The following is a 20,352-nucleotide window of genomic DNA, read 5'->3' on the forward strand; positions in this document are numbered from 1 at the left end:
GCCCGAGACACCACCCGCCCCGTCCGGCGCACGCTGCGCAGCGCCTCCATCGCGCGCGCCGCCTGTCGGCCGCGCGCTCCCCTTCGCTTGCAACGACGTCAGCGCCGTCGCGAGTTTGCGCCGCCCGCGCGCGAGCCGGGACATCACGGTGCCCACGGGCAGATCCGCGATCGTCGCGATCTCGCGATAACTCAGCTCTTCCAGTTCGCGCAGGATCAGCACCTCGCGATATTCGACGGGCAGCTGTTCGAGCGCCTCGTGCACGAGCCGCGTGTCTTCTTCGCGGATCAGCAGCGCTTCGGGGTCGGGCGAACCCGTGCTCCAGCCTTCGAACGACGCGTCGTCGAGGTTCTCGTCGAACTCGATCGTCGCGTTCACGCCGCCCGAGCGCCTGCGCCATTCCGTGTACCACGTGCGCCGCACGATCGCGAGCAGCCAGGGCCGCGCGGTCTCGCCGTGGAACGTGTCGAAGAAGCGGTATGCGCGCATGAACGCCTCCTGCACGACGTCGTCGGCGTCGTGCCCATTGCCGCATAGCCAGCGCGCAAGGTTGTATGCGGCATCGAGATGCGGCAGCGCCATCTGCTGAAAGCGCAGACTGCGCGCCGCCTCGGCGCGTGCGTCGCCACCTCTCGCCGCATGATTTCCGGTCTCATCCACCGATCGCCTCCAGGCTTGCCCAGACTTCACGGCTGCAAAACCCATCTGCAATCCAGTTTATTCCCGGCTTTTGCGCATCCTGCAAAAAATAAATCCGGGAATAGAACGTGGCCCTGCGCAGTACCGCAGACGAGTCTCTAACTCGCGAGGACCATCATGCAGAACAGTCTCAAATGTCTGAAGCGGCGCGATTTCCTGCGCCTTGCCGCAGTCGGCGGCGCGGCGTTCGCGTCGGCGTTGCCCGGTTTCTCTTACGGACGCGACGACGATTTCTATTTCGTCCAGCTTTCGGATGCGCATTGGGGCTTCGAAGGCCCCGGCGTCAATCCTGATTCGAAAGGCACGCTGCCGAAGGCGATCGCCGCCGTGAACGCGCTGCCGTCGCCGCCCGATTTCGTGATCTTCACGGGCGACCTGACGCACACGACCGACGACACCGCGCTGCGTCACGAACGCATGCGCCAGTTCCAGCAGATCATCGCGCAACTGAAGGTGAAGCCGTTGTATCTGATGCCCGGCGAACACGACGCGAGCCTCGATGCGGGCGCCGCCTATAAGGAGCACTTCGGCCAGACGCATTACACGTTCGATCACAAGGGCGTGCACTTCATCACGGTCGACAACGTGTCGGATCCGGCGGGCCGCGTCGGTGCCGAGCAGATCGCGTGGCTCGCCGACGATATCGACCGTCAGCCGCAGGACGCGCGCATCGTCGTGTTCACGCACCGGCCGCTGTTCGATCTCGCGCCGCAGTGGGACTGGGCGACACGCGACGGCGCGCAGGTCATCGACGTGCTGAGCCGGCGCAAGAACGTGACGGTGTTCTACGGGCACATCCATCAGGAACATCACATGGTGACGGGCAACATCGCGCATCACGCGGCACGCTCGCTGATGTTCCCGTTGCCGCCCGCGATGTCGCAGGACAAGAAGCTGCCCGTGCCGTGGGATGCGTCGGCGCCGTATCGGGGGCTGGGATGGCGGCAGGTGGAAGTCGCGCGCACGTCGGGCGCACTTGCGCTCAATGAAATGCCGATCAAGACGTCATAACGGGGAGACCACCATCATGCAAGCCTCTGCAATCGACAGAAAGCGGCGACGGCTCTTCACGCTCGCCGCGCTGGGCGCGGTATTGAGCGTGGCGGGACGTTTCGACGCGCGCGCCGCCGAGCCGCGCGTGATCAAGGTTCACGCACGCAAGTTCGTGTTCACGCCGAATCAGATCAAGCTCGCGCCGAACGAGAACGTCGTATTCGAGCTGACCGCGCAGGACACGATCATGGGTTTCTCGATCCCGCAATACAACGTGCGCGCCGACGTACCGCCCGGAGCCGTCGTGCGTCTGCCGGCGCAGGCCGGCGCGGCGGGCACCGTCGATTTTCTGTGCGACATCTTCTGCGGATCGGGGCACGAGACGATGAGCGGAACGATCGTCGTGGGCTGATTCAACGGCTCACGACGCGTTTGCCCAATAGTCCTTTCGCGCATAGACCTCTTTCAGATAGTCGATGAAATAGCGCACTTTCGCGGGGACATAGCGCTGCTGCGGATACACGGCGAGGATGTCGTAATCGGGCAGCGCGTATTCGTCGAGAACGGTTTCGAGCTCGCCGCGCGCGAGTTGCTGATCGATTTCCCATGTCGAACGCCAGCCAAGCCCGAGCCCTTCCGACACCCAGCGGTGCAGCAGTTCGCCGTCATTGCAATCGAGCGTCCCGCTCACGCGGACCGTCGTCAGCTTGCCGTTGCGCCGGAAATACCAGCCGCGGTTCTGGCCGCCCTGCAGGTTGAACGCGAAACAGTTGTGACCCGGCAGGTCTTCGAGCGTCTTCGGCTTGCCGTGCTTGCGGAAATATTCCGGCGTACCGCACACGACGCGCCGGTTGGTCGCGAGCTTCACCGCGACGAAGTTCGGATCGACGGCGCCGCCGATGCGAATCGACAGGTCGTAGCCCTCGCGCACCAGATCGACCACACGGTCGGTCAGATTGAACGACACCTGCAACTCCGGCTTGTCCTTCAGGAATTCCGGCGCGAGCGGAGCGACGTGCTTGCGCCCAAAGGCGGCGGGCGCCGACACGATCAGGTGCCCGTTCACCGAGCGCCGGCCCGCCATCAGCTCGTTTTCCGCCTGATCCCATTCGCTGAGCAGCCCGCGGCAGCGTTCGAGAAACGCCGCGCCTTCTTCGCTGACCACGAGGCGCCGCGTCGAACGGTACATCAGCTTGACGCCGAGACGCTTTTCGAGCGCGTCGATCCGGCGCCCGAGTATCACGGGCGACACACCCTCTTCGAGCGCCGCCGCCGCCAGGCTGCCTGCGTCGGCAACGCGCACGAACGTTTCGATCTGTTTGAAGCGATCCATCCTTGTCTCCTCGGCCTGAGCGGCTCCCGGCTGCTTCCGGCGGCGTCGCGCGAAGCCGCGCCCCGCCTGCATTCCATACTTTTTGTTTTGGAATAAGCGACCGTGGATGATCTTATCAAACCTTAGATGCCGTCTTAAAGTCTGTCCAACACCAATCCGCTTTACAGACTTCCAGGAGACATTCATGGCCAAGATGAGAGCCGTCGACGCAGCGGTGCTCGTGCTCGAAAAAGAAGGCATCGACACGGCTTTCGGCGTTCCGGGCGCCGCCATCAATCCGTTCTACTCGGCCATGCGCAAGGCAGGCAACATCAGCCACGTGCTTGCGCGCCACGTCGAAGGCGCATCGCACATGGCCGAAGGCTACACGCGTGCATCGCCTGGCAATATCGGCGTGTGCATCGGCACGTCGGGCCCTGCCGGCACCGACATGATCACGGGCCTCTACTCCGCCTCCGCCGATTCGATCCCCATCCTCGCGATCACCGGCCAGGCGCCGCGTGCCCGTCTGTACAAGGAAGACTTCCAGGCCGTCGATATCGAATCGATCGCCAAGCCCGTCACGAAGTGGGCCGTCACGGTGCGCGAACCGGCCCTCGTGCCGCGCGTGTTCCAGCAGGCGTTCCATCTGATGCGCTCGGGCCGTCCGGGTCCCGTGCTGGTCGACCTGCCGATCGACGTGCAACTCGCCGAAATCGAGTTCGACATCGACACGTACGAGCCGCTGCCCGTGTACAAGCCGAAAGCGACGCGCAAGCAGATCGAAGCCGCGCTGACGATGCTCAACGATTCGGCGAAGCCGCTGATCGTGTCCGGCGGCGGCGTGCTCAACGCAGCCGCTGAAGACCTGCTCGTGCAGTTCGCCGAAACGATCGGCGTGCCCGTGATCCCGACGCTGATGTCGTGGGGCGCGATTCCCGACGATCACCCGCTGATGGCGGGCATGGTCGGTCTGCAAACGTCGCATCGCTACGGCAACGCAACCATGCTCGCGTCCGACTTCGTGCTCGGCATCGGCAATCGTTGGGCAAACCGTCACACGGGCAGCGTCGAGGTCTACACGAAGGGCCGCAAGTTCGTGCACGTCGATATCGAACCGACGCAGATCGGCCGCGTGTTCGGTCCGGATCTCGGCATCGTGTCCGACGCGAAGGCTGCGCTCGAACTGTTCATCGAAGTCGCAAAGGAATGGAAGGCAGCGGGCAAGCTGAAGGACCGCAGCGCATGGGTCGAGGACTGCCAGGATCGCAAGCGCACGCTGCAGCGCAAGACGCACTTCGAAAACGTGCCGATCAAGCCGCAGCGCGTGTATGAAGAGATGAACAAGGTGTTCGGCCGCGATACCTGCTACGTGAGCACGATCGGCCTGTCGCAGATCGCCGCCGCGCAGTTCCTGCATGTGTTCAAGGCACGCAACTGGATCAACTGCGGCCAGGCAGGCCCGCTCGGCTGGACGATTCCGGCTGCGCTCGGTGTGCGTGCTGCCGATCCGCAGCGCCCCATCGTCGCGCTGTCGGGCGACTACGACTTCCAGTTCATGATCGAAGAGCTGGCCGTGGGCGCGCAGTTCAAGCTGCCGTACGTGCACGTCGTCGTGAACAACTCGTATCTGGGCCTGATCCGTCAGGCGCAGCGCGCGTTCGACATGGACTACTGCGTGCAGCTCGCGTTCGACAACATCAACGCGCCGGAAATCGAAGGCTATGGCGTCGATCACGTTGCAGTGGCGGAAGGCCTCGGCTGCAAGGCGATCCGCGTGTTCAAGCCGGAAGAGATCCAGCCCGCGCTGCAAAAGGCGCAGTCGATGCTCTCCGAGTTCAACGTGCCCGTGATCGTCGAAGTGATCCTCGAGCGTGTGACGAACATTTCGATGGGTGCCGAGATCGACGCGGTCAACGAGTTCGAAGAACTCGCCATCACGCGCGCCGATGCACCGAGCGCAGTCTCGCTGCTCGACTGATCTCCGCCGTATCCCCTTCACCCGGATGGGTGCGCTTCTCACGAAGCGCATCCGTCCGCGTCACGCTGTTCACGCCGTTCAATTTGACCGACCAGAGAGAAAAAGCAACATGCCGAAATTTGCCGCGAATCTCACGATGCTGTTCAACGAAGTCCCGTTCCTCGACCGCTTTGCAGCGGCCGCCGACGCGGGCTTCGACGCCGTCGAATTTCTGTTCCCCTACCCGTACCAGATCGCCGAACTATCCGAGCGTCTCGAGCAGAACAAGCTGAAGCTGGTGCTGCACAACCTGCCCGCCGGCAACTGGGAAGCGGGCGAACGCGGTATCGCGTCGCTGCCGGATCGCGTGACCGAGTTCCAGGAAGGCGTCGGCCGCGCAATCGAATACGCGAAGGCGCTGAAGGTGCCGCAACTGAACTGCCTCGTCGGCATTCCGAAGAACGTCGAGGCCGACAAGGCCCGCGCGACGATCGTCGACAACCTGCGCTTCGCTGCTGCCGCGCTGAAGAAAGAAGGCATCCGGCTGCTGGTCGAGCCGTGCAACTCGTACGACATTCCGGGCTTCGCGCTGAACCGTTCGTCGGAAGGACTCGACGTGATTCAGGCCGTCGGTTCCGACAACCTGTTCCTGCAATACGACATCTATCACATGCAACGGATGGAAGGCGAACTCGCCGCGACGATCAAGAAGCACTTCGCGCAGATCGCCCACATCCAGCTCGCCGACAACCCGGGTCGCAACGAGCCGGGCACGGGCGAAATCAACTATCCGTTCCTGTTCGATCTGCTCGATTCGCTCGGCTATCAGGGCTACGTCGGCTGCGAGTACAAGCCGCGCACGACGACGGCGGAAGGCCTCGGCTGGCTGGAAAGCGTGGCGGGCGTGAAGCGCGCGCATGCATCGGCCTGACGCGGCCCGCTGATTCCAGCGACATCGCATACGAGCACATTTCGAACCTCATCAACTGGAGACTTACTCAATGGCAAAGATCGGTTTCATCGGCCTCGGCATCATGGGCGCGCACATGGCGCGCAACCTCATCAAGGGCGGCCACGCGCTGGTCGTGAACGGCGCGTACCCGGTGCCGGAAGATCTCGCCAGGACGACGACCGTCGTCGCCGATTCGACGGCTGTCGCGCAGGCTGCAGACATCGTCGTGATCATGGTTCCCGACACGCCCGACGTCGCGAATGTGCTGTTCGCCGATGACGGCGTCGCGAAGGGCCTGACAAAGGGCAAGCTCGTGATCGACATGAGCTCGATCTCGCCGCTCGATACGCAAGCGTTCGCGAAGAAGATCAACGAGCTGGACTGCGACTATCTGGACGCGCCTGTTTCCGGCGGCGAAATCGGCGCGCGCGATGCGACGCTGACGATCATGGTCGGCGGCCCGCAGAAGTCGTTCGATCTCGCCAAGCCGCTGTTCGATTTGATGGGCAAGAACATTTCGCTGATCGGCGACAACGGTGCGGGTCAAACGTGCAAGGTCGCGAACCAGATCATCGTCGCGCTGAACATCGAGGCTGTCGCCGAAGCGCTGCTTTTCGCGGCACGTTCGGGCGCCGACCCGGAGCGCGTGCGCAAGGCATTGATGGGCGGCTTCGCGTCGTCGCGCATTCTCGAAGTGCATGGCGAGCGCATGACGAAGCGCACGTTCAACCCGGGCTTCCGGATCGAACTGCACCAGAAGGATCTGAACCTCGCACTCGACGGCGCGCGCAAGCTCGGCATTGCACTGCCCCATACCGCTAGCGCGCAGCAGTTGTTCAGTGTCTGCGCGGCGAACGGCGGCAAGGCATGGGATCACTCGGCGATGGTCCGCGCGCTCGAAATCATGGCGAATTTTGAAGTGGCGCAGGCGCCGGCAGCCGATCAGAAGGCTGCTTGAGGCAGGGGTATTCAACGCAACAAAGGCTGCCGTGACGGGTTCACGGCGGCACGCAGGTGGGGCGCCTGGTCCGGCGCGCGGCACGCATCGGATCGGGCAAATCATGTCGCTCTGGGCTGAGAGCGACAAGTGGGGTCCGCAGCGGCACCCGGCGATGCCGGGGAAGCCTTGGTCGGTCAGACGTCATCGTCGGGTGTCCTGCTGTCGGATTCGGTTTTGATTTTTGTCTGCGACGCTAGTCGCCATCCTGGTTCTTTTGCTGGCGGCGCCTTTTTTTTGCTGGCATCCGCGATTTCATGTCGGTGTTCAGGCGTTGCCCCTGTGCGGGGCGGCACTTACTTTCTTTGCCGCCGCAAAGAAAGTAAGCAAAGAAAGCGGGCTAACCCCGCCAGTGCTAGTCGTTGCCTGCGGGCCCCCAACGGGTCCCGCACTCCACACGGCAACACATTGTGTTGCGCCCGTTGCCAGCGCCTCGAGCCGGCGCATCACCCACTCCAATCACCCGCAGGCAGCCAGCGGCAGCGACCCGTCCGCGCCGCCCAGGTGGCAAACGGTGTGTAGCTTGTCGCGCCGTATGCGTTAGCTCTCCTACGACACCGATCTGCTTTCCAGTCCGGAGTGGTGCACTTCGATCGCGACGGTCTACACACAGTTTGCCACCTGGGCGGCGGTGGACTTCCTGGTAACGCGGGCCGTGACGCGGGAGCGTGAAGCGGGTGATGCGTGAGTGAGCACGCTGGCAACGGGCGCGAACAAGCACGTTGCCGCGTGGAGTGCGGGACCCGGTGGGGGCCCGCAGGCAACGACTAGCACTGGCGGGGTTAGCCCGCTTTCTTTGCTTACTTTCTTTGCGGCGGCAAAGAAAGTAAGTGCCGCCCCGCACAGGGGCAACGCCTGAACTACGAAGGCAAATCGCGGACGCCAGCGAAAATAAGGCGCCGCCAGCAAAAAACCCAGAATAGCGACTAGCGTCGCAGACAAAAAAACCGCTATTTCGCGTAAGAAATCCGATAAATAGCACCTGCATAATCATCGGACACCAACAACGACCCATCCTGCAACTGCTGCACATCGACGGGCCGCCCCATGTATTCCCCATTCGGCGTGAGCCACCCTTCCGCAAACACCTCTGTCTCCCCGACAGAGCCATCATCCTTGACAGCCGTGTACATGATACGAGCGCCGATCGGCTTCGTGCGATTCCACGACCCATGCTCCGCATCGAAAATGCCGCCCCGATACTTCTCCGGGAACATCTTCCCGGTATAGAACGACATGCCGAGATCGGCCGCATGCGCCGCATACTCGACGGCCGGAAACACGGCGCCCGCCGGCGGCGTGTCGTTCTTGTACTCTTCCGTGCGCACCTTGCCGCCGCCATACCACGGGAAACCGTAGTTCGCGCCCGCCTTCGTCGCGTGATTCAGTTCGCCCGGCGGGATGTCGTCGCCCATGCCGTCCACCTGGTTGTCGGTGAACCACAGCGTCTTGTCCTTCGGATTGAAATCGAGGCCCACCGAATTGCGCACGCCATGCGCAAACACTTCGCGGTTCTTGCCGTTCTGATCGAGGCGGATGATGCCCGCCAGACCATTGCGGTCGAGTTCGGCGAGCTTGTCCTTGGGCGGCACGTTCCAGGGCTGCCCCAACGCGATATACAACTTCTTGTCGGGGCCGACGCGGCAGTAGCGCGCGCCATGATTGAAGCTCTCGAACTGTGTCGGAATCAGCTTGCCCTGCGGCACGACGACGGCGGCGGCAACGTCCGGGCCGCCCTCGCCGAAGAACTGCGCGGCGGGAAACGCCAGCACGCGATTCTGTTCGACGATGTACAACACGCCATCCGGCGAGAAGCACACGCCATTGGGCACCTTGAACGTAACGGAACTCGCGAACTGCACGACGTCGTCCGCGACACGCCGCTTGGTCCGGTCCGTCACCTGCCACACGCGATCCCTGCGCGTGCCGACGAACACCACACCCGTCGACGGCTCGATCGCCATCGCGCGCGCCTCCGGCACGACGGCGTAAAGCTCGATCTTGAAGCCAGGCGGCAGCTTGATTGCCTTCAGGTTCTCGCGCAGCGCATCCGCACGCGCGCCCGTCTGAGGCACCGTTTCAGCAGGCCTGGTGTTGCCCGTGGTCTTGAAGTTCGACAGCGTCTGCACGTTGTCCTGCGCAGCCTGTGCTGCAGGAAACACAGCGAGCGCCACGCTGACGGCAAGCGGCAAGAGCTTCACGGATGCGTTCATCGGATGTCTCCTGGCATTCTGATGCGGTTCGTTGGACCTGCAACAACTGCAAAGACACGGACGTGACGGCTGCGGCAATCGCGTGACCAGCCGTTGCAAGAACAACGGAAACCTCATGCGATCCGATATGAAAGCTTGCCTGACGCAATGCAAAGCGCACGGCTCCAATCGTCTGGCTAATGACTGTTATAGACGATGTCGAGCCAAACGAAAGGACGAATGCCTGCACTGCGCGACGCGCGATGCAGGCATTCGTATCTTGAGAAGAAGAGGAAGAAGCGATGTATCCGGCGGGAGCCGTCGCTGTCGCGCCGCCCTTTCGAACGGAAAAAATCAGTACGTTTCGAAGGCTTGTTGCAATGCAACCGGTGTCGTCTGCCCCGCTGCGAGCGCAAGCATCAGCAGCACGCGCGCCTTGTACGGATTGAGCGCGCCGGCCGTGACGAAGCCGAGTGTATCGTCCGAGGCCGCGCCGTTGCGCATCACATGGCCCGAACCGACGCGCGACGAGCGCACGACCGCCACGCCCTTTGCCGCGGCATCTGCGAGCGCCGTCTGGACCGTCGCATGGATCGAGCCGTTGCCCGTCCCGGCAACGACGATGCCCTTGACGCCCGCCGCCACGAGCGCGTCAACGGCAACGCGCGACACGCCCGCATAGCTCGCGACGATCTCCACCACGGGCCACGCCGATGCGACGGAATCGATCGCAAACGGCGACGCGCTCGTATGCGGCCGCACGACGCTGCGCTGAAACTCGACGCGCCCGTCCTGCACCCAGCCGAGCGCACCGATCTCCGGCGAATGAAACGCATCGACGGCATAGGTGCTCGTCTTCACAACATCGCGTGCGCTGTGAATGCGGTTGTTGAACGCGACCAGCACGCCCTGCCCTCTGGCTTCCGCCTTGCCCGCGACAGTCACCGCGTTGAGCAGATTCAACGGTCCATCGGCCGACAGCGCCGACGACGGCCGCATCGCAGCCGTCAGCACGACGGGCTTGTCGCTCTTCACGGTCAGATGCAGCAGATACGCGGTTTCCTCGAGCGTATCGGTGCCGTGCGTGATGACCACGCCGTCGATCTCATCGGAAGACAGCAATGCGTTGACGCGTTGCGCGAGCGTAACCCACAGCGCGAGCGCCATGTCCTTGCTGTCGACGCTCGCGACCTGTTCGGCCTGCACGTTCGCCACCGATGCCAGCGACGGCACAGCCGCCAGCAGTTGTCCGACGCCGACGACGCCCGCCTGATAACCGGATGTATTGGTCGCGTCGGGTGCCGCGCCCGCGATCGTGCCGCCAGTGGCGAGCACGGCAACGCGCGGCAACGCGCGCGATGCAGAGGTAGGAGTGGAAGTATTCATGGCGGCGATTGTAAGCGAAGCGCACGCCGCCGCCATCGATGAAAACGCGAGCCCGCGACGCGGCCCGCGTTCACTTCGATGCGCAATCAGGCTGCTTCGCGCAGTTGGCTCGCGATATCCGCTTCGTGCAGTTGCGGCGCGAACATTTCGATCAGCCGGTACGCATACGCGCGCAGGAACGCGCCCTTGCGCAAGCCGACGCGCGTCGTGCTCGCTTCGAACAGATGCTGCGTATCCAGCGCGACGAGTTCCGTGTCGCGCTTCGGATCGAATGCCATCGCCGCGACGATGCCGATGCCCATCCCGAGTTCGACGTAGGTCTTGATCACGTCGGCATCGATGGCCGTCAGCACGACGTCGGGCAGCGCGCCCGCTTTCGCGAACGCCGAGTCGATATGCGAGCGGCCCGTGAAGTCCTGGTCGTACGTGACGATCGGATATTCGGCGATCTCTTCGAGCGACAGATTCTCGCGACCGACGAGCGGATGCCCCTTCGGCACGACCACGACGTGATGCCACGAATAGCACGGGAACGTCACGATGTCGGGATAGCGGTCGAGCGCTTCCGTCGAAATGCCGATGTCCGCTTCGCCGTTGATGATCATCTGCGCGATCTGTTGCGGGTTGCCCTGGCGCAGCGCAAGATGAACCTTCGGATAAACCTCGGTGAACTGGCGCACCACCTTCGGCAGCGCGTAGCGCGCCTGCGTGTGCGTCGTCGCGACCACGAGGTGGCCGTTGTCCTGGTCCGCATACTGGCGCGCGACGCGGCGCAGGTTCTCGGCATCGAGCAACATCCGCTCGATCAATTGATGCACGGCCTTCCCCGGCTCCGTGAGACCCGTCAGGCGCTTGCCGCGGCGAATGAAAATATCGACGCCCAACTCGTCCTCGAGATCCTTGATCTGCTTCGACACACCCGACTGCGACGTGTACAGCACGTTCGCGACTTCCGTCAGGTTCATGTTCTGCCGCACGGCTTCGCGCACGAAGCGCAACTGCTGAAAATTCATATCGATGTCTCCGGTTCGTCCAGAGTAGGTTTGTTGTTCAATGCCTGATTCGGAAAGCGATCAGTGTTCGGCTCAATGCGCCGGAAACACGCGCAACGCGCGCGGCACCGCCGTCACGCCGTCGCCGACGTTCAGTTGCAGTTCGCGCCATGCCTCGCGATCCAGTTCCGCTTCCAGCACGTGTCCTTCGCGCCCTTCGAGTTCGACGCGCACCGAACCGCCGAGCGGCACCACGCGCCGCACGCCGACGACGATGCCGTCGCGATGCCCGGACGCCTGCGGATACAGCACGAGATCGTGCGGACGCACATAAGCAAACGCAGGACCCTGGAAGTTCGCCTCGATCGTGATCGGCTGCGCGGCCCCGTCTACGACGAAACCCTTGCCGTCGACACTGCCATGCAGGCGGTTCGCCGCGCCGAGAAACTCGTAGACGAACGAGGTCTGCGGATGATCGTACACGTCCTGCGGACTGCCTACCTGCTCGACGTGCCCGTGATTCAACACGACGATCCGGTCCGCGACTTCGAGCGCCTCTTCCTGGTCGTGCGTGACGAAGATCGTCGAGATATGCAGATCGTCGTGAAGGCGGCGCAGCCAGCTACGCAGTTCCTTGCGCACTTTCGCATCGAGCGCGCCGAACGGCTCGTCGAGCAGCAGCACCTTCGGCTCGACGGCGAGCGCGCGCGCCAGCGCGATACGCTGACGCTGACCGCCCGACAGTTCCGACGGATAGCGTTGCGCGAGCCAGTCGAGCTGCACGAGTTTCAGAAGCTCATGCACCTTCTCGCGGATCACGGCTTCGGACGGACGCTCCTTGCGCGGCTTCACGCGCAGACCGAACGCGACGTTCTCGAACACGGTCATGTGGCGAAACAGCGCGTAATGCTGGAACACGAAGCCGACGTTGCGCTCGCGTGCGCCCACTTCCGCGACGTCCTGGCCTTGCAGCACGACCTGGCCGGCATCGGCATATTCGAGGCCCGCGATCACGCGCAGCAGTGTCGTCTTGCCACAACCGGACGGCCCGAGCAGCGCGACCAGCTCGCCCGGCGGAAAATCGAGCGAGACGTTGTCGAGCGCGGTGAAATCGCCAAAGCGTTTTTGCAGATTGCGTACGGTGATGCCCATCTTTGACAACTCTCCTTACTGAACCGATTGAGCCGCGCGCTGGGTCGCGCCTTGAGGCGAATGTGCGGCCGGTTGTGCAGCGGACTGTGCAGCGGACTGTGAAGCAGGACCGGCATGCGCGGGCACATCGCGTGCACTCGCCAGTTCCGCCGACATGTGGCGCTCCGCCAGCAGCTTCAGGCCCAGCGTGACGAGTGCGAGCAACGCGAGCACCGACGCCACGGCGAAGGCCGCCGAAAAGTTATATTCGTTGTAGAGAATCTCGACGTGCAGCGGCATCGTGTCCGTCTGGCCGCGAATGTGGCCCGACACCACAGACACCGCGCCGAACTCGCCCATCGCGCGCGCGTTGCAGAGAATCACGCCATACAGCAGACCCCACTTCACGTTCGGCAGCGTGACGCGCCGGAAGATCTGCCAGCCCGACGCGCCGAGCACGTGCGCGGCTTCTTCTTCATCGTTGCCTTGCGCCTGCATCAGCGGAATCAGTTCGCGCGCGACGAATGGGAACGTGACGAAGATCGTCGCGAGCACGATGCCCGGCACCGCGAAGATGATCTGCACGTTGTGATCCGCGAGCCAAGGCCCGAACCAGCCTTGCGCGCCGAACATCAGCACGTAGATCAGGCCGGAAATCACGGGCGACACCGAAAACGGCAAGTCGATCAGCGTCGTCAGCAAGGCCTTGCCGCGAAACTCGAACTTCGCGATACACCACGATGCCGCGAGCCCGAACACGAGATTGAGCGGCACGGCGATCGCGGCCGTCAGCAGCGTGAGCTTGATCGCGGACACCGCATCGGGATCGGCGAGCGACTCGAAGTAGAACGCGATACCCTTGCTCAATGCCTGATAGAACACGGAAACGAGCGGCAGCACCAGAAACAGCGCGAGAAACAGCAGCGCGATGCTCGTCAGGACCCAGCGCACGACACGCGGCTCCGTGACGGGATCGGGACGGCGCGCGGCATTCGCGTTGTCAGGCGACGGGCGCGACAGCACCACGGAATCCTGGCTCATTGCACACCTCCCGTTGCGGCGACCGTCGACGTCGAAGGCACGACGGTAGGCGCGGTGCGCCCGCGGCTCGTGCGCCGCTGCAAATACCACTGCAACGTGTTGATCAACAGCAGCATCACGAACGACACCACCAGCATCACGACCGCTAGCGCCGTCGCGCCCGCATAGTCGTACTGTTCGAGCTTGGTGATGATCAGCAGCGACGTGATCTCGGACTTCATCGGCACGTTGCCGGCGATGAAGATCACCGAGCCGTATTCGCCCAGCGCACGCGCGAACGCGAGCGCGAAACCCGTCAGCAGCGCGGGGAACACGGCGGGCAGCACGACGCGCCGGAACGTCAGCCAGCGCGATGCGCCGAGGCACGCGGCCGCCTCTTCCTGCTCGCGCTCGAACTCTTCGAGCACGGGTTGCACGGTCCGCACGACGAACGGCAAGCCGATAAAGGTCAGCGCGACCAGCACACCGGCAGGCGTAAAGGCAATCTTGATGCCGAGCGGTTCGAGAAACTGGCCGATCCAACCGTTGCCCGAGTAGATCGCCGCGAGCGAAATGCCCGCGACGGACGTAGGCAGCGCGAACGGCAGATCGACGACGGCATCGACGATCCGCTTGAACGGAAAGCGATAGCGCACCAGCACCCACGCCACCAGAAATCCGAACAGCGCGTTGATCAACGCGCCGCCGAGCGCCGCGAAGAACGTCAGCCGGTACGACGCCAGCACACGCGGTGACGTGACGGCGCGCACGAACTGGCTCCAGTCGAGCGTCGCCGTCTTGATGAAAGTAGCCGCGAGCGGAATCAGCACCACGAGGCTCAGATACGCCACGGTGATGCCGAGCGTCACGCCGAAGCCGGGTATCGCGCTCGGCTTGCGAAAGGTCAACGTCGTCATGCGAAAGGCTCTTTCAGGTTAGGCATGTGCGCAGGCACATTGCCGAAAGCGCGCCCGAGGGCGCGCCTTGCTCAAACTTCGCCGCGGCTCGACTTCACTGCGGCTGGTAAATCGAATCGAATACGCCGCCATCGGCAAAGTGCGTCTTCTGCGCGTTCGTCCAGCCGCCGAACGAGTCGTCGACCGTGTACAGCTTCAGCTTCGGAAACTTCTCGGTCAGCGCGGCCGGCACCTTGTTCGAGCGCGGACGGTAGAAATTCTTCGCCGCGATTTCCTGGCCCTCTTCGCTGTAGAGGAAGTTCAGATACGCTTCGGCGAGCTTGCGCGTGCCGTGCTTGTCCACCACCTTGTCGACCACGGCGACGGGCGGCTCGGCCAGGATACTCGCCGACGGCACCACGATCTCGAACTTGTCCGGGCCGAATTCCTTGATCGACAGGAACGCTTCGTTTTCCCATGCGATCAGCACGTCGCCGATCCCGCGCTGCACGAAGCTCGTCGTCGCGCCGCGCGCGCCGGAATCGAGCACGCCCGCGTTCTTGTACAGCTTCGAAACGAACTCCTTCGCCTTCTGGTCGTTGCCGCCCGGCAGGTGCGCCGCGTACGCCCACGCCGCCAGATAGTTCCAGCGCGCGCCGCCCGAGGTCTTCGGATTCGGCGTGACGATCGACACGCCCGGCTTCACCAGATCGTCCCAATCCTTGATATGCTTCGGGTTGCCCTTGCGCACGAGAAACACGATCGTCGACGTGTACGGCGACGCGTTGTCGGGCAGACGCTTTTGCCAGTTCTTGTCGATCAAGCCCTTGTTCGAGAGCGCATCGATGTCATAGGCCAGCGCGAGCGTCACGACATCCGCCTGCAGGCCGTCGAGCACGGAACGCGCCTGCGCGCCCGAGCCGCCGTGCGACTGCTTGAAGGTGACCGACTCGCCAGACTTCGCCTTCCACTCCTTGCCGAATGCCTGGTTGACGTCCTGATACAGCTCGCGGGTCGGATCGTAGGAGACGTTCAGCAGCGTCGTATCGGCCTGCGCCTGGGCGACCATTCCGAGCGTGGACGCGACGCCCAGCGCGAGCGCCGCGACCAGCCGCCTGGCCTTCCCTGCTCCTGCAAACCCCGTATTCCGAATACCCATCGACCTTCTCCGTCTTGTTGGATTGACTGCCTGTTTCCGCTGATTGCCGCGATTCGCTGCTGTGCAAGCGGGAAGCGGCTCTGGTGCTGCGTGTGCGTTGTTGTTGCATCAGTGGAAGCCAGTCTATCCAACGGCTTACATCATTAAAAATAATGTTTCTTCATTTTTTAATACGCAATAGTGGTAAAGGACGGGTTTCCGTTCGCGGAAGCGTCCTGGGGAACGCTACAGCGCCCGCTTTCGACGCTCGCGCGACATCCGCAGCGAAGAACTTAAAGTAAAGCTTGAAATGCGCCGGATACTGTATAAAAATACAGTCACCTGTCTATCCATACAGTGGCGCCATGACCAAACTCACCGCACGTCAGCAGCAGGTTTTCGATCTGATCCGCCGCGCCATCGAGCGCACGGGCTTCCCGCCCACGCGGGCCGAGATCGCGGCCGAACTCGGTTTCAGTTCGGCCAACTCGGCGGAAGAACATCTGCGGGCACTGGCGCGCAAGGGCGTGATCGAGCTGGCAGCGGGCGCGTCGCGCGGCATCCGGCTCATCGCGAGTCCGGACGACTCGCCGCACCAGTTCACGCTGCCGCACCCGAGCATCATGCAGCTGTCGCTGCCCCTCGTCGGCCGGGTGGCTGCGGGCAGTCCGATCCTCGCGCAGGAACACATCTCGCAAACATATATGTGCGACCCGTCGCTCTTCTCGAGCAAGCCCGACTACCTGCTGAAGGTGCGCGGCCTGTCGATGCGCGACGCGGGCATCTTCGACGGCGACCTGCTCGCCGTGCAGAAAAAGAGCGAAGCGAAAGACGGCCAGATCATCGTTGCGCGTCTGGGCGACGACGTCACCGTGAAGCGTTTGAAGCGCCGGCCGAACGGCCTCGAGCTGATCGCCGAGAACCCCGATTACGAGAATATTTTTGTTCAGGCCGGCAGTGCGGAATTCGCGCTGGAAGGCATCGCGGTCGGGCTGATCCGGCCGACGGAATTCTAATTAGCTGAACACTGTCTGGAGAGACTCATGGAACGCTTTGCCCGCTTGCTGCCCTTTCGCCAGTTCGGTCGTCTGCGCCATCTGCGCAATCTCGTCCCGTGCGGTTCGCTGACGGCGTTGGCGTCGAACGTCGCGGATCGTACGGCATCGTTGTTCGAAGACGAGCCGCAAGCGCTGCCGTCCGCACAGCCGGCGTTCGCGCGCGTGTCGCTCAACTCGGCGCTGAACGCGGAACCGGCGCGCCGCGCGCCCGTGCGTGTCTATCACGGCCCGTCACGCCTCATCATGGTCGGCACGGTCGACGCGGTGTGCAACATGATCGATCGCGCGATTGCCGAGCAAGGCGATCAGTTGGCGAAGCAGGCGGCGTAACGCCTGCTTGCAATCTTCGCGGGATCGTTTCGGCGCCGATCGGGTCCACATCAGATCGAAACTGAGAATGGAGTGTCCCGCACAATGGCAGGTCTGATTCGTATGAAAGGCGGTGTTGGCCGGCCAGTTTTGATCGCGCTGATCGCGATCGCCGTCGTAGCCGCGCTGGGTTATGCGTATGCGTCGCCGTACATCGCGCTCGACCGGCTCAAACGCGCCGCCGATTCACGCGACGTCGAAACGGTCAACGAATATGTCGACTATGCGGCGCTGCGCGGCAGTCTCAAGCAGCAGGTTACCGGGCTGTTAACGCGCCGTCTCAACGTGCAGCACAACGGCAATCCGCTCGCCGCGATCGGCGCGATGATCGGTGTTGCGTTGATTGGTCCGCTCGTCGATGCGTATGCGACACCCGATGGCGTCGCCGCGTTGCTCAATGGCATGCCGCCGCGCGGCGAACCAGGCGAGCGTCCGCCTCCGCCGCCTGCTGCACCTGTCGACAACGCGACAGGCACGTCCGCCGGGAATGCACAGCCAACGCCTGCACCCGGCTCAGGCGCGGCCAACGCCAGCAGCAAGACACCGCCGCAGCCGCCACAAACGACGGCAGGCTACCGCGGCATCAACGAGTTCGTCGTGAGCTATCAGCACGGTGTCGGCGACACGCGCTATTCAGCGATTTTCCATCGCGACGGACTGTTCATGTGGAAGCTGTCAGCCGTCGATCTGAACGGCTGACGTTTGATGACCGCAAAGGCGGCCGCATCACGCCGCCGCCTGCTCCTCTTCAGCAGCCGACGAACACGCCACCAGAATGCTGCACGACACACGGTCGAGCAGCGGTGTGTTGCCCGCGCCCATCCACCAGCGCGAGAGACCCGTGCGGCAGCGATGCCCAACCACGACGAGGTCGACGTGCAGTTCAGTAGCCAGCGACGCGATCTCGTCGATGGGGTGACCGAACGCGAAATGCCCCGTCGCCTTCACGCCGCGCTCGGTGAGCCAGTCGACGCCTTCCTGCAGGATCTCGCGCGCGGTCTTCTCGAAGCTGCCGCACGCTACGTCCGTCAGCAGGCCCGCGCTTTGCGCAATGCTCGATCGCATGTCGACCACCGACAGCAGATGCGTTTCCGCGCCCAGATCCATCGCCAGATTCGCGCCGCAACGCAATGCCTTGCGGCCTTCGCGCGAGCCGTCGTAGCACAGCAGAATCTTGTTGTAGCTCGCCATTTCGCTTACCCCCTCCCCGCGACCATCGCGGTCTCACTTGCATCATGGTGCGCCGCAATTCCACATGCAAGGGCTGGAAAACGCTAAGTGCGGCGAACCGCGCAGTCAGGCATGACGCGCCGCAAAATCGTGCACGCATTCCGCCATGAATCCGCATTCACGCGCCAAACGCAATCGGTGCGATGCCCTAAAATAGGCAGCCGCCGCACGCATTGCCACTTTCGTTACATCGCCGCGCACACATTCAGGGAGCATCCGTCTCGTATGTCTGAAGCTGCTATCGAATTCCATCAGGTCGAGAAGCGCTACGGCGAGAAACTCGTCGTCGACGGCCTGTCGTTTCATGTGCGCGCGGGCGAATGCTTCGGACTGCTCGGTCCCAACGGCGCGGGCAAGACGACCACGCTGCGCATGCTGCTCGGCATCGCGGCGCCCGACGCGGGCAGCATCCGCCTGTGCGGCGAACCGATTCCGGGCCGCTCGCGTTTCGCGCGGGCACGCGTGGGCGTCGTGCCGCAGTTCGACAATCTCGATCCCGACTTCACGGTCCGCGAAAACCTGCTCGTGTTCGGCCGCTACTTCGGCCTGTCCGCCGCGCAGTGCCGCGCGATGGTGCCGCCGCTGCTCGAATTCGCGCGACTCGAAAGCAAGGCCGATGCGCGCGTCGGCGAACTGTCGGGCGGCATGAAGCGGCGTCTCACGCTTGCCCGTGCGCTCATCAACGACCCGGACGTGCTCATCATGGACGAGCCGACCACGGGCCTCGATCCGCAGGCGCGTCATCTGATCTGGGAACGGTTGCGCTCGCTGCTCGCGCGCGGCAAGACGATCCTGCTGACCACGCACTTCATGGAAGAAGCGGAACGTCTGTGTCACCGTCTGTGCGTGATCGAAGAAGGACGCAAGATCGCGGAAGGCGCGCCGAACGAACTGATCGCGTCGGAAATCGGCTGCGACGTGATTGAAGTGTATGGCCCAGACCCAGCGACGCTGCGCGACGAACTGGCGCCGCTCTCCGTTCGCACCGAAATCAGCGGTGAGACGCTCTTCTGTTATGTCGACGATCCGCAACCCGTTCACGTGTTGCTCAAGCAGCGCGCGGGGCTGCGTTATCTGCACCGTCCCGCGAATCTCGAAGACGTCTTTTTGCGGTTGACCGGCCGCGAGATGCAAGACTGAGGCAGGACTGAAGCGGCCACACACGGACTCCGATAGACAACCGACCACGCCAAATGGACGCACGCACCTACGATTCCCCCGAGCACCCCGCGTCGATGCGCGAGCGCTTCGCCGCGCTGCCCGCGAACGCCGTCAACTGGATGGCCGTCTGGCGGCGCAACTATCTCGTGTGGCGCAAGCTCGCGCTCGCGTCGATGTTCGGCAATCTCGCCGATCCGATGATCTATCTGTTCGGACTCGGCTTCGGCCTGGGGCTGATGGTCGGGCATGTCGACGGCGTGTCGTACATCTCGTTCCTCGCGGCGGGAACGGTGGCGTCGAGCGTGATGATGTCGGCGAGCTTCGAGTCGATGTATTCCGGCTTCTCGCGGATGCACGTGCAGCGCACGTGGGAGGCGATCATGCACACGCCGCTCACGCTCGGCGACATCGTGCTCGGGGAAGTCGTGTGGGCGGGCAGCAAGGCCGTGCTGTCGGGTGTCGCGATCATGCTGGTGGCGGGCGCACTTGGCTATGCGAGCTTTCCGTCGATGCTGATCGCGTTGCCCGTCATCGTGCTGGCGGGGCTCGCGTTCGCCAGCACCGCGATGATCGTGACAGCGCTCGCGCCTTCGTACGATTTCTTCATGTTCTACCAGACGCTGGTGCTCACGCCGATGCTGCTGCTCTCGGGTGTGTTCTTCCCGCTGTCGCAATTGCCGCCCGCCGCGCAGATCGCCGCGCAACTGCTGCCGCTCGCGCATGTCGTCGACCTGATCCGGCCGGCCATGCTCGACCGTCCGATCGCCGATGCCGCGCTGCATGTGGCCGTGCTGGCCGCGTACGTGGTCGTGCCGTTCTGCGTGTCAGCGGTGCTGTTTCGCCGACGCATGATGCGCTAAGGGCGC

At 63.5% G+C, this 20,352-nt stretch carries 20 protein-coding genes; 10 read left to right on the top strand and 10 right to left on the bottom strand.

Annotated elements, in window-relative coordinates:
* On the bottom strand, nt 1-660 hold a 660-nt coding region (locus G3N95_RS35580), incomplete at its 3' end, for an RNA polymerase sigma factor (protein WP_205974768.1).
* Between the two features lie 156 nt (nt 661-816).
* On the opposite strand from G3N95_RS35580, the gene G3N95_RS35585 reads away from it, so the two are divergent.
* Both G3N95_RS35585 and G3N95_RS35590 read left to right on the top strand, forming a co-directional pair.
* The gene (locus G3N95_RS35585; RefSeq protein ID WP_205974769.1) at nt 817-1,710 is read left to right on the top strand and encodes a metallophosphoesterase; all 894 of its coding nucleotides are present in this window, start codon (nt 817-819) and stop codon (nt 1,708-1,710) included.
* A 16-nt stretch (nt 1,711-1,726) separates the two neighbouring features.
* Complete coding sequence (locus G3N95_RS35590) at nt 1,727-2,104, top strand: cupredoxin domain-containing protein (RefSeq protein WP_205974770.1); 378 nt, start codon at nt 1,727-1,729, stop codon at nt 2,102-2,104.
* Nucleotides 2,105-2,113: 9 nt separating this feature from the next.
* On the opposite strand, the gene G3N95_RS35595 is transcribed toward G3N95_RS35590, so the two are convergent.
* Nucleotides 2,114-3,025, bottom strand: a complete 912-nt coding sequence (locus G3N95_RS35595; protein ID WP_205974771.1) for a LysR family transcriptional regulator — start codon at nt 3,023-3,025, stop codon at nt 2,114-2,116.
* Nucleotides 3,026-3,209: 184 nt separating this feature from the next.
* Here G3N95_RS35595 and gcl point away from each other — a divergent pair, with 184 nt between their 5' ends.
* The 3 genes from gcl to G3N95_RS35610 all read left to right on the top strand — a co-directional run bounded on the left by gcl (nt 3,210) and on the right by G3N95_RS35610 (nt 6,874).
* Nucleotides 3,210-4,985, top strand: a complete 1,776-nt coding sequence (gcl, locus tag G3N95_RS35600; RefSeq protein ID WP_205974772.1) for a glyoxylate carboligase — start codon at nt 3,210-3,212, stop codon at nt 4,983-4,985.
* A gap of 109 nt (nt 4,986-5,094) precedes the next feature.
* The gene (gene otnI / locus G3N95_RS35605; RefSeq protein ID WP_205974773.1) at nt 5,095-5,895 is read left to right on the top strand and encodes a 2-oxo-tetronate isomerase; all 801 of its coding nucleotides are present in this window, start codon (nt 5,095-5,097) and stop codon (nt 5,893-5,895) included.
* 70 nt (nt 5,896-5,965) lie between these two features.
* Entirely contained in the window at nt 5,966-6,874 is a 909-nt protein-coding gene (locus tag G3N95_RS35610; RefSeq protein ID WP_205974774.1) for a 2-hydroxy-3-oxopropionate reductase, read from the top strand.
* Between the two features lie 989 nt (nt 6,875-7,863).
* On the opposite strand, the gene G3N95_RS35615 is transcribed toward G3N95_RS35610, so the two are convergent.
* The 7 genes from G3N95_RS35615 to G3N95_RS35645 form a co-directional block, all read right to left on the bottom strand.
* Nucleotides 7,864-9,126 carry a PQQ-dependent sugar dehydrogenase gene (locus G3N95_RS35615; RefSeq protein ID WP_205974775.1) on the bottom strand — a complete coding sequence of 421 codons (1,263 nt, stop codon included), beginning with the start codon at nt 9,124-9,126 and terminating at the stop codon, nt 7,864-7,866.
* 333 nt (nt 9,127-9,459) lie between these two features.
* Nucleotides 9,460-10,491 carry an asparaginase gene (locus G3N95_RS35620; protein WP_241019144.1) on the bottom strand — a complete coding sequence of 344 codons (1,032 nt, stop codon included), beginning with the start codon at nt 10,489-10,491 and terminating at the stop codon, nt 9,460-9,462.
* A gap of 86 nt (nt 10,492-10,577) precedes the next feature.
* The gene (locus tag G3N95_RS35625) at nt 10,578-11,504 is read right to left on the bottom strand and encodes a CysB family HTH-type transcriptional regulator (protein ID WP_205974777.1); all 927 of its coding nucleotides are present in this window, start codon (nt 11,502-11,504) and stop codon (nt 10,578-10,580) included.
* A gap of 72 nt (nt 11,505-11,576) precedes the next feature.
* Nucleotides 11,577-12,635: a sulfate ABC transporter ATP-binding protein gene (locus G3N95_RS35630; RefSeq protein ID WP_205974778.1), complete on the bottom strand. Its 1,059-nt coding sequence runs from the start codon at nt 12,633-12,635 to the stop codon at nt 11,577-11,579.
* A 15-nt stretch (nt 12,636-12,650) separates the two neighbouring features.
* Complete coding sequence (gene cysW / locus G3N95_RS35635) at nt 12,651-13,655, bottom strand: sulfate ABC transporter permease subunit CysW (RefSeq protein ID WP_205974779.1); 1,005 nt, start codon at nt 13,653-13,655, stop codon at nt 12,651-12,653.
* A complete protein-coding gene (gene cysT, locus G3N95_RS35640) occupies nt 13,652-14,551 on the bottom strand; it encodes a sulfate ABC transporter permease subunit CysT (RefSeq protein ID WP_205974780.1) in 900 nt (299 codons plus the stop codon). The genes cysW and cysT overlap by 4 nt, the downstream gene beginning before the upstream one ends.
* A 94-nt stretch (nt 14,552-14,645) precedes the next feature.
* Nucleotides 14,646-15,689 carry a sulfate ABC transporter substrate-binding protein gene (locus G3N95_RS35645; RefSeq protein ID WP_205974781.1) on the bottom strand — a complete coding sequence of 348 codons (1,044 nt, stop codon included), beginning with the start codon at nt 15,687-15,689 and terminating at the stop codon, nt 14,646-14,648.
* A gap of 344 nt (nt 15,690-16,033) precedes the next feature.
* On the opposite strand from G3N95_RS35645, the gene lexA reads away from it, so the two are divergent.
* The 3 genes from lexA to G3N95_RS35660 all read left to right on the top strand — a co-directional run bounded on the left by lexA (nt 16,034) and on the right by G3N95_RS35660 (nt 17,794).
* Nucleotides 16,034-16,684 carry a transcriptional repressor LexA gene (gene lexA, locus G3N95_RS35650; RefSeq protein ID WP_205974782.1) on the top strand — a complete coding sequence of 217 codons (651 nt, stop codon included), beginning with the start codon at nt 16,034-16,036 and terminating at the stop codon, nt 16,682-16,684.
* 27 nt (nt 16,685-16,711) lie between these two features.
* On the top strand, nt 16,712-17,056 hold the full coding sequence (locus G3N95_RS35655) for a hypothetical protein (protein WP_205974783.1): 345 nt from the start codon (nt 16,712-16,714) through the stop codon (nt 17,054-17,056).
* Nucleotides 17,057-17,140: 84 nt separating this feature from the next.
* The gene (locus G3N95_RS35660; protein ID WP_205974784.1) at nt 17,141-17,794 is read left to right on the top strand and encodes a DUF2939 domain-containing protein; all 654 of its coding nucleotides are present in this window, start codon (nt 17,141-17,143) and stop codon (nt 17,792-17,794) included.
* Between the two features lie 27 nt (nt 17,795-17,821).
* On the opposite strand, the gene G3N95_RS35665 is transcribed toward G3N95_RS35660, so the two are convergent.
* Entirely contained in the window at nt 17,822-18,286 is a 465-nt protein-coding gene (locus G3N95_RS35665; RefSeq protein WP_205974785.1) for a universal stress protein, read from the bottom strand.
* Nucleotides 18,287-18,397: 111 nt separating this feature from the next.
* Here G3N95_RS35665 and nodI point away from each other — a divergent pair, with 111 nt between their 5' ends.
* Both nodI and G3N95_RS35675 read left to right on the top strand, forming a co-directional pair.
* Entirely contained in the window at nt 18,398-19,465 is a 1,068-nt protein-coding gene (gene nodI / locus G3N95_RS35670) for a nodulation factor ABC transporter ATP-binding protein NodI (RefSeq protein ID WP_205974786.1), read from the top strand.
* A 53-nt stretch (nt 19,466-19,518) separates the two neighbouring features.
* The gene (locus G3N95_RS35675) at nt 19,519-20,346 is read left to right on the top strand and encodes an ABC transporter permease (RefSeq protein ID WP_277398061.1); all 828 of its coding nucleotides are present in this window, start codon (nt 19,519-19,521) and stop codon (nt 20,344-20,346) included.
* Nucleotides 20,347-20,352: the final 6 nt, after the last annotated feature.

The organism is Paraburkholderia sp. Tr-20389 (genome assembly GCF_017104565.1).
Lineage (GTDB): Bacteria > Pseudomonadota > Gammaproteobacteria > Burkholderiales > Burkholderiaceae > Paraburkholderia.